Origin of the sequence: Delftia sp. Cs1-4, from assembly GCF_000214395.1 — a bacterium.
GTDB lineage: Bacteria > Pseudomonadota > Gammaproteobacteria > Burkholderiales > Burkholderiaceae_C > Comamonas > Comamonas acidovorans.
In genome coordinates this window covers 5060784-5074876 of record NC_015563.1, presented here as the reverse complement: position 1 = coordinate 5074876, position 14093 = coordinate 5060784, and the positions used below count along the sequence as shown (strand labels likewise).

Annotated in this window: 14 protein-coding genes and 1 riboswitch; of the genes, 6 read left to right on the top strand and 8 right to left on the bottom strand. The window is 68.0% G+C overall.

The window, feature by feature from the left end:
* Positions 1–672 carry a DUF4124 domain-containing protein gene (locus tag DELCS14_RS22210; protein ID WP_013803653.1) on the bottom strand — a complete coding sequence of 224 codons (672 nt, stop codon included), beginning with the start codon at positions 670–672 and terminating at the stop codon, positions 1–3.
* A 97-nt stretch (positions 673–769) separates the two neighbouring features.
* On the bottom strand, positions 770–1423 hold the full coding sequence (locus tag DELCS14_RS22205; protein WP_013803652.1) for a hypothetical protein: 654 nt from the start codon (positions 1421–1423) through the stop codon (positions 770–772).
* Between the two features lie 278 nt (positions 1424–1701).
* Positions 1702–1870, top strand: a riboswitch (FMN riboswitch).
* Positions 1871–1979: 109 nt separating this feature from the next.
* Between DELCS14_RS22205 and DELCS14_RS22200 the strand changes: the two genes are divergently transcribed.
* The gene (locus DELCS14_RS22200) at positions 1980–2522 is read left to right on the top strand and encodes a 6,7-dimethyl-8-ribityllumazine synthase (RefSeq protein WP_013803651.1); all 543 of its coding nucleotides are present in this window, start codon (positions 1980–1982) and stop codon (positions 2520–2522) included.
* A 175-nt stretch (positions 2523–2697) separates the two neighbouring features.
* Positions 2698–3828 (top strand): branched-chain amino acid ABC transporter substrate-binding protein, encoded by a 1131-nt coding sequence (locus DELCS14_RS22195; protein WP_013803650.1) that lies wholly within the window; start codon positions 2698–2700, stop codon positions 3826–3828.
* Positions 3829–3896: 68 nt separating this feature from the next.
* Here the strand turns inward: DELCS14_RS22195 and DELCS14_RS22190 are convergent, their stop codons facing one another.
* Positions 3897–4832 (bottom strand): LysR family transcriptional regulator, encoded by a 936-nt coding sequence (locus DELCS14_RS22190; protein ID WP_013803649.1) that lies wholly within the window; start codon positions 4830–4832, stop codon positions 3897–3899.
* A 123-nt stretch (positions 4833–4955) separates the two neighbouring features.
* Between DELCS14_RS22190 and DELCS14_RS22185 the strand changes: the two genes are divergently transcribed.
* From DELCS14_RS22185 to DELCS14_RS22175, 3 genes are all read left to right on the top strand, one after another.
* A complete protein-coding gene (locus tag DELCS14_RS22185; RefSeq protein WP_012204122.1) occupies positions 4956–5609 on the top strand; it encodes an NAD(P)-dependent oxidoreductase in 654 nt (217 codons plus the stop codon).
* A gap of 79 nt (positions 5610–5688) precedes the next feature.
* Positions 5689–6078 (top strand): VOC family protein, encoded by a 390-nt coding sequence (locus DELCS14_RS22180; RefSeq protein WP_012204123.1) that lies wholly within the window; start codon positions 5689–5691, stop codon positions 6076–6078.
* A 100-nt stretch (positions 6079–6178) separates the two neighbouring features.
* A complete protein-coding gene (locus DELCS14_RS22175; RefSeq protein WP_012204124.1) occupies positions 6179–7402 on the top strand; it encodes a sugar transporter in 1224 nt (407 codons plus the stop codon).
* Positions 7403–7408: 6 nt separating this feature from the next.
* Here DELCS14_RS22175 and DELCS14_RS22170 read toward each other — a convergent pair whose 3' ends face one another.
* Positions 7409–8644, bottom strand: coding sequence for a cyanate transporter (locus tag DELCS14_RS22170; RefSeq protein WP_013803648.1), 1236 nt, complete (start codon positions 8642–8644; stop codon positions 7409–7411).
* A 4-nt stretch (positions 8645–8648) separates the two neighbouring features.
* A complete protein-coding gene (locus DELCS14_RS22165; protein ID WP_012204126.1) occupies positions 8649–9110 on the bottom strand; it encodes a nucleoside deaminase in 462 nt (153 codons plus the stop codon).
* Positions 9111–9227: 117 nt separating this feature from the next.
* On the opposite strand from DELCS14_RS22165, the gene DELCS14_RS22160 reads away from it, so the two are divergent.
* Positions 9228–10106: a LysR substrate-binding domain-containing protein gene (locus DELCS14_RS22160; protein WP_013803647.1), complete on the top strand. Its 879-nt coding sequence runs from the start codon at positions 9228–9230 to the stop codon at positions 10104–10106.
* Positions 10107–10153: 47 nt separating this feature from the next.
* Here the strand turns inward: DELCS14_RS22160 and DELCS14_RS22155 are convergent, their stop codons facing one another.
* The 3 genes from DELCS14_RS22155 to DELCS14_RS22145 all read right to left on the bottom strand — a co-directional run bounded on the left by DELCS14_RS22155 (position 10154) and on the right by DELCS14_RS22145 (position 13898).
* Positions 10154–11128 (bottom strand): tripartite tricarboxylate transporter substrate binding protein BugE, encoded by a 975-nt coding sequence (locus tag DELCS14_RS22155; RefSeq protein ID WP_012204128.1) that lies wholly within the window; start codon positions 11126–11128, stop codon positions 10154–10156.
* Positions 11129–11265: 137 nt separating this feature from the next.
* On the bottom strand, positions 11266–12513 hold the full coding sequence (locus DELCS14_RS22150; RefSeq protein WP_013803646.1) for a CaiB/BaiF CoA-transferase family protein: 1248 nt from the start codon (positions 12511–12513) through the stop codon (positions 11266–11268).
* Between the two features lie 188 nt (positions 12514–12701).
* Positions 12702–13898, bottom strand: coding sequence for an acyl-CoA dehydrogenase (locus DELCS14_RS22145; RefSeq protein ID WP_013803645.1), 1197 nt, complete (start codon positions 13896–13898; stop codon positions 12702–12704).
* Between the last annotated feature and the right edge of the window lie 195 nt (positions 13899–14093).

Sequence of the window (14093 nt, the reverse complement as noted above, 5' to 3'; positions counted from 1 at the left end):
TCAGCGCGGATGGATGCCGCCGTTGGTGTCGTAGCAGCGGAACACGTTGCAGTGCGAGATGGGCGCCGAAGGCGGCAGCGGCTGCGGCGGCACGGGGCGCCCGACGATCCACGGCCGGTTGATGGCATTGGGCTGCAATGCGCGCGATTGCTGCAGCTGCTCATAGGCCTTGGGGCCCAGGCAGGCCATTTCCATTTGCTGCTGGGCGGCCTGGCTGCGCGGGCCCCAGGTGGCCGGATCGGGATTGGACTCGGCCAGGATGGTGTCCAGACGGCGGCGCGCCTGCTGGCAGGCAGGTGAGTCGCCGCTGTCGCGCTGGGCCGAGTTCTCGCGCTCGCGCCGGCTGCGCGCCTCGCGCTCCTGCTGCTGGGCGCGTGCGCGGCGCTCGGCCTCTTCGCGGGTCAGTTGCTGGTTCTTGCGCTCTATGGCGGCGGCGGACTGCGCGCGCTCGCGTTCCAGCTCTTCGGGGCTGGGGGCTTCCTGCACCTGCACGCGGTTTTCGCCGTCCTTGCAACTGCTGTTGGTGTAGGTAACTCGGCCGGTCTTGGCATCCGTGCAGCGGATGACCTGGGCCGAGGCCGGGCCTGCGGTGAGTGCCACCACCAGCGTTGCAAGCATCGGTACAAGCGCCGCCAGTGCCCGGCGCTGGCAAAGGTCTTGGGTGCGGTGCATGGCGGTTTCCTTTCCCATCACAAACGGCACAGGGATGTGGTGCATTGCCGATTATGGTGCGCAGCGCAGGGGGCTGGACATGCCGCTGGTCAGCCGTTCAACGCCAGTGGCGCGGATCCTGCGTGGGGTAGGGGTTGCCGCCGCCCTGGCTTTCGCGCTGCATGCGCTCGATGGCGCGTTGCTGCTGCTCGCGGTCACGCTGCTGCTGTTCCCGGTCGCGTTGCTGGCGTTCACGATCGCGTTGCTGCTGGCCCTGGTCGCGCTCGCGGTCCCGCTGCTGGCGCTCGGCTTCGCGGCGCTGCTGCTCCTGCATGCGCTCGCGCAACTGGCGGTCGCGGTCCTGTGCCTGGCGGTCACGGTCCCGGTCGCGCTCGCGCATTTCACGCTCGCGCTCCTGGCGGTCGCGCCAGGCGTCGCGGTTGCGCTCCTGCTGAATGCGCTCGCGCTCGTACTGCAGGCGATCGCGCTCGCGCTGCAGGCGCTGGCGCTCGTACCAGCCGTTGTCGGGATAGGCGGGCTGCGTGGGATAGGAGGGGTAGATGACGCCGCCGCCAGAGGGGTAGCTGGGGTAGGTCGGATAGCTGGGATAGCTGGGGTAGCCGGAGCCCATGTCCGAGTAGCCATCGGGCGGCACGGCGCAGGCGGTGACCAGGGCGGCGAGGCCAAGGCCGGCCAGCAGGCGCAGCGTGCGCAGGGGGCGCAGGTCACGCTGCTGGTGTGACTGCGCGGTGGGGGCGTTGGAACGGGGCATGGTATGGGGTCCGAGCAAAGGCGTGTTTCCTGTCTGGATCTCTTCCTATGACGTTTGACAGGCCGTATTGGTTGACCTGGGTCGTCCTTGCAAGGCAACAAGGGCGACAGCGGAGCTTCTATTTTGATAGCAATTCGCCCATATTCTGTAGGTGTTGCCAGATGAATTGCGCAGGCGTGGTGCGCAAGGACGCCTGCCGCCCCGATCGCGGCAATGGCTTGCGGGCGCGGCTAGAATGGCCTCTGTCTTTGGCGGTGCGCAGTCCGTGCGCCGCAAAGCAGCGTTCTCAGGGCGGGGCGAAATTCCCCACCGGCGGTATCTGGATCTGTCTTTCGGCATGTGTCCAGGAGCCCGCGAGCGCCCGGCAAGCCGCAAGGCCGGCCGGGGTCAGCAGATCTGGTGAGATGCCAGAGCCGACGGTCACAGTCCGGATGAAAGAGATCGCGCAGCACCTGCATGGCAGGCGCCATGCCCATGGTTGTCCCATGGGCTGCGCCGCGCCATGCGGCGCCATGGCGCGCGCCCTGATTCATTTGTCTCATCTTGAAAGAGCACCATGAATCAGACTCCTGTCTCCTTGAATTTCTCCGCACACGGCACGGCCTCGGGCACGCCGTGGAGGGCCGTCGCGGGCCGCAGCCGCGTGGCCGTCATCTGCGCGAGCTGGCATACCGATGTCGTGCACCAGGCGCGCGACTCCATGGCGGCCGAGCTGCAGGCCCAGGGCGTGGCCGCGCAGAACATCAGCCACTTCAATGTGCCCGGCGCCTTCGAGATCCCGCTGCTGGCCAAGAAGCTGGCCGACACTGGCCGCTTCGACGCCATCGTCGCCTGCGCTCTGGTGGTCAATGGCGGCATCTACCGCCATGAGTTCGTGTCCTCGGCCGTGATCGACGGGCTGATGCGCGTGCAGCTCGACACCGAGGTGCCCGTGTTCTCCGCCGTGCTCACGCCGCGCGACTTCCACGAGCACGGCGACCATGTGGAGTTCTTCCGCGCCCACTTCGTGAAGAAGGGCGTGGAGGTGGCCCATGCCTGCCTGGCGGCCCTGGACCAGCTGGCCCAGGTGCAGGCGCTGGGCCAGGCCCGCGCGGCCTGAGTTGCAAGCGCCGCCTGCGTCACCGGTTGCGGCGCGCCACCCAGCACAGCTTTGGGTGGGGACGGATGCTCGTAAACACTGAGTTGGTGCCGAGTGTCGCGGCCCCGTCACGCGGCATTGCCAAGCCGCGATGACGGGAATAACGTGACGGCCTGTTTCAACTGAGGAGTGCGCGATGAAGATGTCCCGGAAGTTGTGTATTGCGGCCGTCGTGGCCGGCATGGGTGGCGTGGCCATGGCCCAGGAGCAGGTGATCCGCATCGGCCACATCGGCCCGGTGTCCGGTCCCCAGGCCAATTTCGGCAAGGACAACGAAAACGGCGTGCGCATGGCCATCGACGAGCTCAATGCCAAGGGCATGGAGATCGCCGGCAAGAAGGTCAAGTTCCAGCTGGTGGCCGAAGACGATGTGGCCGATCCCAAGCAGGGCACGGCCGCTTCGCAGAAGCTGTGCGACGACAAGGTCGCGGGCGCCGTGGCCTTCCTCAACTCGGGCGTGGCCATTCCCTCGTCCAAGGTCTTCCAGGACTGCGGCATTCCCATGATCACGGGCGCGGCCACCAACCCCGACCTGACCAAGCCCGGCTGGAACACCACCTACCGCGTGATCGCCAATGACAACGCGCTGGGCGCGGCACTGGCCAAGTACGCGGCGCAGACGCTCAAGCTCAAGACCGTGGCCATCATCGATGACCGCACGGCCTACGGCCAGGGCCTGGCCAATGTGTTCAAGAAGGATGCGGAAAAGCTGGGCGTGAAGGTCGTGGCCTCGGAGTTCACGAACGACAAGGCCACGGACTTCATGGCCATCCTGACCTCGATCAAGGCCAAGAAGCCCGATGGCATCTTCTACGGCGGCATGTACGGCCAGGCCGGCCCCATGCTGCGCCAGATGGCCCAGCTGGGCCTGAACGATGCCAAGTACTTCGGCGGCGACGGCCTGTGCGTGCCCGAGCTGGCCAAGGTGGCGGCCGGTGCCAAGCCGCTGGACAACGTGATCTGCGCCGATGGCGGCGCCTCGCTGGCCAAGATGCCCGGCGGCACGGAATGGAAAAAGCGCTACGACGCCAAGTACCCCGGCCAGTTCCAGGTCTACAGCCCGTACTTCTACGACGCCACCATGATGCTGGCCGACGCCATGAAGCGCGCCAACTCCTGGGACCCCAAGGTCTACATCCCCTTCCTGCAAAAGGCCGACTACTCGGGCGTGACCTCGAAGATCGCCTTCGAGAAAAACGGCGAGATGAAGAACCCCTCGTACACGCTGAGCGTGTTCAAGAACGGCCAGAAGACAGCCCTCGACTGAGCGAGCGTCCTTCCTTCGTTTTCATGCCCGCCCCGTGCGGGCTTTTTTTCGTGCGCTGTCCATGATCCTCAGGCCGGGGCCGGCGCATCGACCACGCCCGGCAACCGGGCCAGATAGGCCTGCAAGGCAGCGATGGCCTGGCGCACCTTGGCGGGCTGGGCCTGGCGCTGCGGGGTGACGGCCCAGATGTCCAGGCCGCCGAAGTCCCAGTCGGGCAGCAGGCGCACCAGGCGGCCTTCGGCCACCGTGTCGGCCACGTCCATGCTGCCCAGCAGGGCCAGGCCAAGGCCCGCCTCGCACATCTGCTGGATGGACAGCTGGTTGTTGCTGGCCACATGCGGCAGCACCTGCAGGCTGTAGGTCTCGCCCGTGTCAGGGAGGCGCGCCTCGGCACGCAGGGCCTGGCCCTGGCCCTCGCGCGCCAGGCCCAGCCAGCGCATGCTGGCCAGCGGTGCCGGGTGGCGCCAGGCCGCGCCGCCCCCCTGGGCCTGTATCCATGCGGGCGAGGCGCACAGCCAGTTGCGCATGGCGCCCAGGCGCCGGGCGGCCCAGCCGGAATCGGCCAGCCGGCCGAAGCGCAAGGCCAGGTCGATGCGGCTTTGTATGAGGTCGATGGGCGCGTCGTCCACATCCAGGTGCAGGCGCAGTGCGGGGTGCCGGGCCAGCCAGTGGCCCAGGGCCGGCGCGATGTGGCGGGCAAAGCCCACGGTGGCTGACAGGCGCAGCTCGCCGCCGGGCTCGTCGCGCGCGGCCGCCAGCTCGGCCCGCGCCTGGCTGGCGGCCTGGGCCATGGCGGCGCACTGCTGGTAGTAGCGCTCGCCGGTGTCGGTCAGCGCGATCTGCCGGGTGGAGCGGTGCAGCAGGGTGACGCCGCCATCGCGTTCGAGCTGGCGCACCTGCTGGCTCACGGCCGAGGGGCTCATGCCCAGGGCACGCGCGGCGGCGCTCATGGAGCCGTGCTGCACCACGGCGGCGAAAACGGCCATGCGTTTGTAGTCATCCATGGGCTGTATTGTGAAGCTGCGCTTCAAGGTATTGGTAAAAATTGCCGTCTACCGCATGCATTGTGAACGGCGTAATCTCAATGCCATCGTGAACAGGCGCCCTGGCGCCATAAAGGACCGAAGATGAAAGTGGCATTGATTGGCGCAACCGGTTTTGTGGGTTCGGCGGTATTGAAGGAGCTGCTGCAGCGCGGCCATGAGGTCGTGGCCCTGGTGCGCGACCCCGCCAAGCTGGCGGCCCAGCCGCGGCTGCAGGCCGTGCAGGCCGATGTACTGGACGCCGCCGCCGTGCAGCGCGCCGTGGCGGGCGCGGACGCCGTGGTCAGCGCCTACAACGCGGGCTGGGGCAATCCCGACATCTATGAGGACTTCATGCGCGGCTCGCGCGCCATCGTGGCGGGCACCAAGGCGGCCGGCATCAAGCGCTACCTGGTGGTCGGCGGCGCAGGCAGCCTCTACATCGCACCCGGCAAGCAATTGGTGGACACGCCCGAGTTCCCGGCCGCCATCAAGCCTGGCGCCTCGGCTGCCCGCGATGCCCTCAACGATCTGCAAAAGGAGCAGGGCCTGGACTGGACGATGCTGAGCCCGCCCATTGCCCTGCACCTGGGCGACCATGGCGAACGCACAGGCCAATACCGCACGGGCAAGGATGAGCCGCTGATGCAGGCCGATGGCCAGCCCGGCACGATTTCGGCAGCGGACCTGGCCGTGGCCCTGGTCGACGCGCTGGACAAGGGCCTGCACCTGCGCCAGCGTTTCACCGTCGCTTACTGAACACCTGCGCCAGTCCACTGGTGCCGCAGCGGTCTCCATGGCATGCTGGTGTCCGTCATGAACAGGCAGGAGCACAGCCATGATCGACCACACGGGAATCCTCGTATCGGACTTCGAGCGCAGCAAGGATTTCTATGCACGCGCCCTGGCGCCGCTGGGCTATGAAATCCTCATGGAGCTTTCTGCCGAAGTCACGGGCCATACGGACACTGCTGGCTTCGGCGAGCCGCCCAAGCCCGATTTCTGGATCAGCGGGGGCACGCCCAATCAGCCGCCCATCCATGTGGCCTTCCGCGTGGACAACCGCCACATGGTCGACGACTTCCATGCGGCGGCCCTGGCGGCAGGCGGGCGCTGCAACGGCGAGCCCGGCCTGCGACCGCACTACCACGACGACTATTACGCGGCCTTCGTGCTCGACCCCGACGGCCACAACATCGAGGCCGTCTGCCACCTGCCTCCGGCCTGAGTCCCCCTGGCGGCACTGGGGCCTGCGCGGCAGCTGACATCAGGCAGTCGCATGGCGCAGCACAATATTGCGCTGCAACAAAAAAGGCCCCACGTTCCCCATGCCCCCTTCCGTTTCCGCTGCGGCCGGCTCCGTTTCCGCGTCATCCACACCCACGGCCGCCCAGGCCTGGCTCAGCGTGATCGCGCTGGCGCTGGGCGCCTTCGTCTTCAATACCACCGAGTTCGTGCCCGTGGGCCTGCTCAGCAGCATTGGCGCGAGCTTTGGCATGCCCACCGAGCAGGTCGGGCTGATGCTGACCATCTATGCCTGGATCGTGGCCCTGGCCTCGCTGCCCTTCATGCTGCTCACGCGCAATGTGGAGCGGCGCAAGCTGCTGATGGGCGTGTTCGCGCTGTTCGTGGCCAGCCATGTGCTGTCGGGCGTGGCCTGGAGCTTTGCCTCGCTCATGGTCAGCCGCATCGGCATTGCGCTGTCGCACGCGGTGTTCTGGTCCATCACCGCCTCGCTGGCCGTGCGCGTGGCGCCGCCCGGCAGGAAGGCCGTGGCGCTGAGCCTGCTGGCCACCGGCACCTCCATGGCCATGGTGCTGGGCATTCCGCTGGGCCGCATCGTGGGCGAATGGCTGGGCTGGCGCACGACGTTCCTGGCCGTGGGCGGGGTGGCCGCCATCGTCATGGTGGCCCTGGCCCGGCTGCTGCCGCGCCTGCCCAGCGAGAACGCGGGCAACCTGGCCAGCGTGCCCATGCTGCTGCGCCGCCCGGCGCTGCTGTCCATCTACATCCTGCTGGTGGTCGTGATCACCGGGCAGTTCACGGCCTACAGCTATATCGAGCCCTTCGTGCAGGACATCGCGGGCTTCGAGGGCAAGGTGACCACGGCCGTGCTGCTGCTGTACGGCGGCATGGGCATCGTGGGCAGCGTGATGTTCAGCTGGTGGGGGCTGCGCCATCCGCGCGGCTTTCTGCTGGCCGCCATTGGCGTGCTGTCGGCCAGCCTGCTGATGCTGGTGCCGGCCTCGGGCCATGAGGCATCGCTTTACGTGATGAGTTCGGTCTGGGGTGTCGCCATGATCTGCTTCGCCCTGGCCATGCAGTCCCAGGTGCTCAAGCTGGCGGCCGACGCCACCGATGTGGGCATGTCCATGTTCTCGGGCATCTTCAACATCGGCATTGGCGGCGGTGCGCTGCTGGGCAGCCAGGTCAGCATGCACGCGGGCATGCAGAACATCGGCTGGATCGGCGGCGGCCTGGTGGCGCTGGGCCTGGCCTGGTGCATCTGGGCCTTCGTGCGCTGGTCGGCCGGCTTCCAGGCCGCGCACTGAAGCGGGTCAGCCGCCGGGTGCCCGCATGGCCTGGGCGTAGCGCTGCGGCGCCAGGCGGGACACCAGCACGCAGACCACGAGCACGGCGGCCATCTGGGCCAGCCAGCCGGCGCCGAATCCGCCCGTGAACTGGTGCAGCCGGGCGATCACATAGGGCGCCAGCGCCGCAATCAGAAAGCCGCCGCCCTGCATCAGCGCGTTGAGCGCACCGGCCTGCGTGGGGTGGGGAAGATGGTCCAGCGCCACCACCATCATCAGCGCGAAGCAGCCACCCAGGCCGATGCCGAGGATGACGATGTTGAGCAGCGGCGCCGCATCAGGCCACCAGGCCAGCGCGGCCAGGCCGATGATCTGGCACAGCAGCGTGAACCCCAGCCACGGCCGCCGGTCGGCATGGCGCGCAGCCAGCACGGGCAGTCCCAGCGCGGCGCTGGCCTGGGCCACCGACAGCAGGGCGACCAGGCCGCCGCTTTGCGCGGGGCTCCAGCCGTGCGTCTGGTAGAAGGGCGCAAGCCAGGCCACCATGGCCGCATAGCCGCCATTGATGAGGCCGAAGCAGGCCATCAGCAGCCAGGTGCGCGGGCGCTGGCGCAGCCAGCCGGTGTCTTGCGAGGCATGGGTCGCCATGGGTGCCGGACCCGGCAATGTGCTCAGCGCATGCCGCGCCAGCGCCAATGCCAGCAGGGCGGGTGCAGTCCAGAGCGCCAGTGCAAAGCGCCAGTCCAGTCCCCATTGCACGGCCAGCGGCGAAATCTGGGCACCGAGCGCCCCGCCGCCCATGAGCGCGGCCGAGTACAGCCCCATCATCTGGGCCATGCGTGCGGGCGACTGGCGCTTGATCAGGCCCGGCAGCACGCCTTGCACCAGGGCCACGCCAGCGCCGCACAGCGCGGCCGTGGCCAGCAGGGGGGCCGCACTGGAGCCCGCCACGCGCAGCGCGCAGCCCAGCGCAATCACCGCCAAGGACCCGACCACGGCGCGGCGCGGACCCAGGCGCCGCAGCGCGGCCGGGGCCAGCCAGGCGCCCACGCCCATCAACGCCATGGGCAGCAGGGTCAGCCAGGACAGCGTGGACAGATCCATGCCCGTGGCGGACTGTATCTGCGGGCCCAGCGGGCCGATGGCCGTGAGAAACGGGCGCAGGTTCAGCGTGACCAGGACCACGGTGGCCAGCCACAGCGCCGTTGGAATGGCGTGCGCTGCGGCAGGCGCCTCGGTGCGTGCGGGCGCAATGGACGACATGGCTTCAGGCCCAGGGGGCGTTGCCATACAGCTGGGCCGCCGTGATGCCCGTGTCCAGCCGCGTCAGGGGCAGCGGTGGCGGCTGCAGCGGCATGCGCAGCCGCTGGTAGGCGCCTTCGCTGGACAGGCCGTAAGGCTGGGCGTCCGCGTTGTCGAAGGCGAAGAAAACCTGCTCGGCCCCGGCCATCACCAGCGCCGCCAGGCACATGGGACAGGGGTGGCCGCTGGCGTAGATGGTGCAGCCAGCCAGGCTGGGGTTGGCCTGGGCGCGCGTGCCTGCGCGCAGCGCCTGCATTTCGGCATGGGCGCTGGGATCATGGCTTTGCACGATCTCGTTGACGCCCGTGGACAGGATCTGCCCCTCGCGCGCGAGCAGGGCGCCGAAGGGCCGGCCGCCCCGCAGGCGGTTGTCGTGCGCCAGTTGCACGGCATGGCGCAGCAGGCGGATGTGTTCTTGTTCTTGCATGGGGATGGCTGGGCAATCGGGAGCTGAGGCCGCAGTCTAGGACGGGGGCCATCAATTGGAAAATTAAATGATCAAATGCCGGGCAGTGACAAAGCCACTGAAATCCGCCAACGCCCCATGCAACCCTCTTCCATAGACCCCACCCTGCTGCGCAGCTTCTGCGCCGTGGCCGAAACCGGCAGCTTCACGCGCGCGGCGCAGGGCGTGCACCTGACCCAGTCCACGGTCAGCCAGCAGATCCGCAGGCTGGAGGAGCAAATGGGCTGCACGCTGCTGGACCGCAGCGGGCGCCATGTGGAATGCACGCTGGAAGGAGAGCGCCTGCTGGCCTATGCGCAGCGCATCCTCACGCTCATGGACGAGGCCGTGGAACAGTTGGCTGGCGCCACCGAGGCCGTGCTGCGCATCGGTGTTCCCGAGGACTTTGCCGGCCATGCCTTGATGCCCGCCTTGGGCGCGCTGGCGCGCAGCCAGCCGCAGTTGCGCCTGGAGCTGACCAGCGGGCTGTCGCAGGCGATATGGCAGCAGCTGCAGGCCGGCGAGCTGGACCTGGCCATCGTCAAGCAGCGCAGCGGCAGCACGCCCGGCATGGCGCGCTGGCCCGAACCGCTGGCCTGGATAGACAGTGCGCGGCATCCCTGCCACGGGATGGATCCCTTGCCCCTGGTGGTATTTCCGCAGGGCGGCCTGTACCGCAGCGAGATGACGCATGCGCTGGATGCCGCCGGCCGGCGCTGGCGCCTGGCCTATGTGAGCGCTAGCCTGGCGAGCCTGGAAGCCGCCGTGGAGCAAGGCCTGGGCATCAGCCTGCTGCCGCGCCGGCTGGTCGGGCCCGGCCACCGCCTGCTCGACGGCATGGCCGGCTTCGCCCCCGTGCCTGATGTGGAAGTGGCACTGCACGTACGGGCCCAGTTGTCGGCGCCGGGCCGGCGTCTGGCTGAGCGCCTGTGCGAGGTGTGCGAGGCGTTGCTGTCGCCTGCCGCTGGCGAGGCCTGAAAAAAATCCCCGCCGTGGCGGGGATGGTCAGTGGGTGACGCGCAGGCTCAATCCATCGTCAGGTTCTGCTTTTGCACCACGTCCTTGTAGACCGCCAGTTCGGCCTTGATCTCTTCAAAGAAATGCTCGGGCGTGTCGGCCACGATCAGCGAGCCGGTTTCCTCGATGCGCTTCTTGATGGCCGGGTCCTGCAGCACCTTGCGCGTGGCGGCGTTGACCTTGTCCACGATGTCGCGCGGCAGGTTCTTGGGGCCGACGATGCCGTAGTAGGCCATGCGGTTGACGGGAGCCAGGCCCACTTCCTTGAAGGTGGGCACATCGGGCAGCGCTGCCAGGCGCTGGGGCGCGGCCACCACGATGGGCACCAGGCGCTTTTCCTTGACGAAGCCCAGGGCTGAGGGCAGGTTGTCGAAGATCAGCGGAACCTGGCCGGCCACGGCGTCGTTCAGCGCGGGGCCGCTGCCACGGTAGGGCACGTGGGTGATGTCGGTGCCCGTGGACAGCTTGAACATCTCCATCATCAGATGGGTGATGCTGCCGTTGCCGGGCGAGGCGTAGGAGTACTTGCCGGGGTTCTTCTTCACCTCGGCCAGGAACTCCTGGTAGTTCTTGCCCGCGAACTTGGGGTTGGCCGCAATGATGTTGGGCGTGGCCGCGATGTTCACGATGGGCGTGAAGTCGGTCAGCACGTTGTACGGGATCTTGGGGTTGATCGCCGGGTTGGTGGCCGTGGTGGACACGGTGGCGATGCCCAGGCTGTAGCCATCGGGCTGGGAGCGCGCCGTCTCGGCCGCGCCGATGCTGCCGCCGCCGCCGCCCTTGTTCTCGACCACCACGGGCTGGCCCAGGGCACGGCCCAGCGGCTCGGCCACGATGCGCGCGATCAGGTCGGTGGTGCCGCCGGCCGCGAAGGGCACGAGCAGCTTGATGGGCTTGGTGGGGTAGCCCTGGGCATGGGCTGCGCCCGAAAGCGCGAGGGCGCCGAGGATGCCGGCGAGCGCGATGCGGGAGGTGTGAGTCATGGTGTTGTCTCCTTGAATGGATGTTGTGGACGTTTGTTGTGAGGCACCGACGGGTGGGAGGGCGGGATTCGTTAGGACATTCGTATGGCGGTGCTTGGGCTGAAAAATGTGGAGGCGGTGTTGCGCGGCGCCGGCGATCAGACCACGCCGCGCGAGCGCAGCGCCTGGATGGCCATGGGCGCAATGCCCAGCTCGCCCAGCACTTCATCGGTGTGCTGGCCCAGGGAGGGCGGTGCGCTGCGCAGCACGGGCGGGGTATCGCTCAGCCGCATGGGGCTGGCCACGCCGGCAATGCGCGAGATGCCGTCGCCGGCCTCGCGCGGCAGCTCGACGCGTATGCCGCGTGCGCGCACCTGCGGGTCGTCGAAGGCCTGGGCAATGGTGTTGATGGGGCCGCAGGGCACGGCCTTGTCTTCCAGCAGCGCAATCCATTCGGCCGTGCCGCGTGTCTTCATGAGGGGCACCATCCGCTCCAGCAGCGCCTGGCGATTGCGCACGCGGGCGGTGTTGGTGGCAAAGCGCTCGTCCTGCGCCCAGCCGGCTTCGCCGACGGCGGCGCAAAAGCGCGCGAACTGCCCGTCATTGCCAATGGCCAGCAGCACGTTGCCGTTGGCCGTGGCGAAGTCCTGGTAGGGCGCCAGGCTGGGGTGGATGTTGCCGGCGCGGCCCGGCGATTCGCCCGTGGCCAGAAAGCCGGCGGCCTGGTTGGCCAGCACGGCCATGCCCACGTCGAGCAGGGCCATGTCGATGTGCTGGCCCCGGCCCGAGGCCTGGCGCGCATGCAGCGCGGCCAGGATGGCATTGCTGGCATACAGGCCCGTGAAGACATCGATCACGGCCACACCCACCTTGAGCGGGCCGCCTCCGGGCGCCTCGTCGGCATGGCCGGTGATGCTCATCAGCCCGCACATGGCCTGCACCATGAGGTCGTAGCCCGCGCGCTCGGCATACGGGCCGGTCTGGCCGAAACCCGTGACCGAGCAATAGATCAGGCGCGGGTTGAGCGCCTTGAGGCTTTCGTAGTCCAGCCCGTACTGCGCCAGGCCACCGACCTTGAAGTTCTCCACCAGCACATCGGCCCCTGCCGCCATCTGGCGAATCAGCTGCTGCCCATCGGGGGTGGACATGTCGATGGTGACCGAGCGTTTGTTGCGGTTGCAGGCCGTGAAATAGCTGGCCTCCTGCGTGGCCTGCCCATCGTCGCGCGGCAGGAACGGAGGCCCCCAGTGGCGCGTGTCATCGCCGGCCACGGGCCGCTCGACCTTGATCACATCGGCACCCAGGTCGGCCAGCGTCTGCGTGCACCAGGGCCCGGCCAGCACGCGGGAAAGATCAAGCACCTTGATGCCAGCCAATGCGGCCGGCGCGGAGGATGTGGAGGACATGGAAAGACAGAAGTGCGGTCGTGCCGTCGTCGGCTGACCCTTGGTCATGCATCACCCGCTTCGCATGAAACGGGCGCGGCCCAAAGCGAGGGACACCAAGCAAGGGCCGCCCCGCAGCGAGGGTGTCGTCCCCCTCCCTTGCGAAGCAAGTAGAGAGGGGGAAGCCGCGCAGCGGCTCAGGGGGAGCTTCAGTTCGAAAACGCTGCGATGCCGGTTTGGGCACGGCCCAGGATCAGCGCATGCACATCGTGCGTGCCCTCGTAGGTGTTGACCACTTCCAGGTTGACCAGATGGCGGGCCACGCCGAACTCGTCGCTGATGCCGTTGCCGCCCATCATGTCGCGCGCCATGCGGGCGATGTCCAGCGACTTGCCGCAGTTGTTGCGCTTGATCAGCGAGGTGATCTCGATCACGTTCTGGTGCTCGTCCTTCATGCGGCCCACGCGCAGCGCGGCCTGCAGGCCCAGGGTGATCTCGGTCTGCATGTCGGCCAGCTTCTTCTGGATCAGCTGGTTGGCAGCCAGGGGGCGGCCGAACTGCTTGCGGTCCAGCGTGTACTGGCGCGCCGTGTGCCAGCAGAACTCGGCTGCGCCCAGGGCCCCCCAGGCGATGCCGAAGCGTGCGCTGTTCAGGCAGGTGAAGGGGCCCTTGAGGCCGCGCACCTCGGGGAAGGCGTTTTCCTCGGGAACGAAGACGTCGTCCATCACGATCTCGCCCGTGATGGAGGCGCGCAGGCCCACCTTGCCGTGGATGGCCGGGGCCGACAGGCCCTTCATGCCCTTGTCCAGAATGAAGCCGCGGATCTCGCCCACATGGCCGTCCTCGGTCACTTCCTTGGCCCAGACCACGAACACGTCGGCCACGGGGCTGTTGGTGATCCACATCTTGTTGCCCTTGAGGCGGTAGCCGCCGTCCACCTTGTAGGCGCGGCTGGACATGCTGCCGGGGTCGGAGCCGTGGTCGGGTTCGGTCAGGCCGAAGCAGCCGATGAACTCGCCGCTGGCCAGCTTGGGCAGGTACCTGTTCTTCTGGTCTTCGGTACCGAATTCATTGATGGGCACCATCACCAGCGAGCTTTGCACGCTGGCCATGGAGCGGTAGCCCGAGTCCACGCGCTCGATCTCGCGCGCCACCAGGCCGTAGCTGACGTAGTTCAGGCCCGCGCCGCCGTACTGCGTGGGAATGGTGGGGCCCAGCAGGCCCAGCTCGCCCATCTCGCGGAAGATGCTCACGTCGGACTTTTCGTGGCGGAACATTTCCAGCACGCGGGGGGCCAGCTTCTCCTGGCAGTAGGCATGGGCCGCGTCGCGGATCATGCGCTCGTCTTCGCTCAGTTGCTGGTCGAGCTGGAAGGGGTCATCCCATTGGAAGCTGTTGCGGGCCATGGTGTCGTATCTCCAAAAACAAAGAGGTCAAGGGCGGGAGCCGCTGCCACGTGCGGTGTCAGCGCGGTGCCGGGCAGGACACCGCCGTGTAGCGTTGTTGCGCTGCATCTTAGAAGCGGGCCTGGGCGCGGCGCAAACGATGTTTGTTCATCCATGAATGCGTAAAGCGCATGTATGGATTCCATGTTGCGGGTT

What these genes read in the sequence shown, in the direction of transcription:
- DELCS14_RS22210 (WP_013803653.1), bottom strand. Translation starts at nt 672, where the DNA reads ATGCACCGCACCCAAGACCTTTGCCAGCGCCGGGCACTGGCGGCGCTT.
- DELCS14_RS22165 (WP_012204126.1), bottom strand. Translation starts at nt 9,110, where the DNA reads ATGCAAGAACAAGAACACATCCGCCTGCTGCGCCATGCCGTGCAACTG.
- DELCS14_RS22170 (WP_013803648.1), bottom strand. Translation starts at nt 8,644, where the DNA reads ATGTCGTCCATTGCGCCCGCACGCACCGAGGCGCCTGCCGCAGCGCAC.
- DELCS14_RS22195 (WP_013803650.1), top strand. Translation starts at nt 2,698, where the DNA reads ATGAAGATGTCCCGGAAGTTGTGTATTGCGGCCGTCGTGGCCGGCATG.
- DELCS14_RS22155 (WP_012204128.1), bottom strand. Translation starts at nt 11,128, where the DNA reads ATGACTCACACCTCCCGCATCGCGCTCGCCGGCATCCTCGGCGCCCTC.
- DELCS14_RS22180 (WP_012204123.1), top strand. Translation starts at nt 5,689, where the DNA reads ATGATCGACCACACGGGAATCCTCGTATCGGACTTCGAGCGCAGCAAG.
- DELCS14_RS22150 (WP_013803646.1), bottom strand. Translation starts at nt 12,513, where the DNA reads ATGTCCTCCACATCCTCCGCGCCGGCCGCATTGGCTGGCATCAAGGTG.
- DELCS14_RS22200 (WP_013803651.1), top strand. Translation starts at nt 1,980, where the DNA reads ATGAATCAGACTCCTGTCTCCTTGAATTTCTCCGCACACGGCACGGCC.
- DELCS14_RS22185 (WP_012204122.1), top strand. Translation starts at nt 4,956, where the DNA reads ATGAAAGTGGCATTGATTGGCGCAACCGGTTTTGTGGGTTCGGCGGTA.
- DELCS14_RS22145 (WP_013803645.1), bottom strand. Translation starts at nt 13,898, where the DNA reads ATGGCCCGCAACAGCTTCCAATGGGATGACCCCTTCCAGCTCGACCAG.
- DELCS14_RS22190 (WP_013803649.1), bottom strand. Translation starts at nt 4,832, where the DNA reads ATGGATGACTACAAACGCATGGCCGTTTTCGCCGCCGTGGTGCAGCAC.
- DELCS14_RS22160 (WP_013803647.1), top strand. Translation starts at nt 9,228, where the DNA reads ATGCAACCCTCTTCCATAGACCCCACCCTGCTGCGCAGCTTCTGCGCC.
- DELCS14_RS22175 (WP_012204124.1), top strand. Translation starts at nt 6,179, where the DNA reads ATGCCCCCTTCCGTTTCCGCTGCGGCCGGCTCCGTTTCCGCGTCATCC.
- DELCS14_RS22205 (WP_013803652.1), bottom strand. Translation starts at nt 1,423, where the DNA reads ATGCCCCGTTCCAACGCCCCCACCGCGCAGTCACACCAGCAGCGTGAC.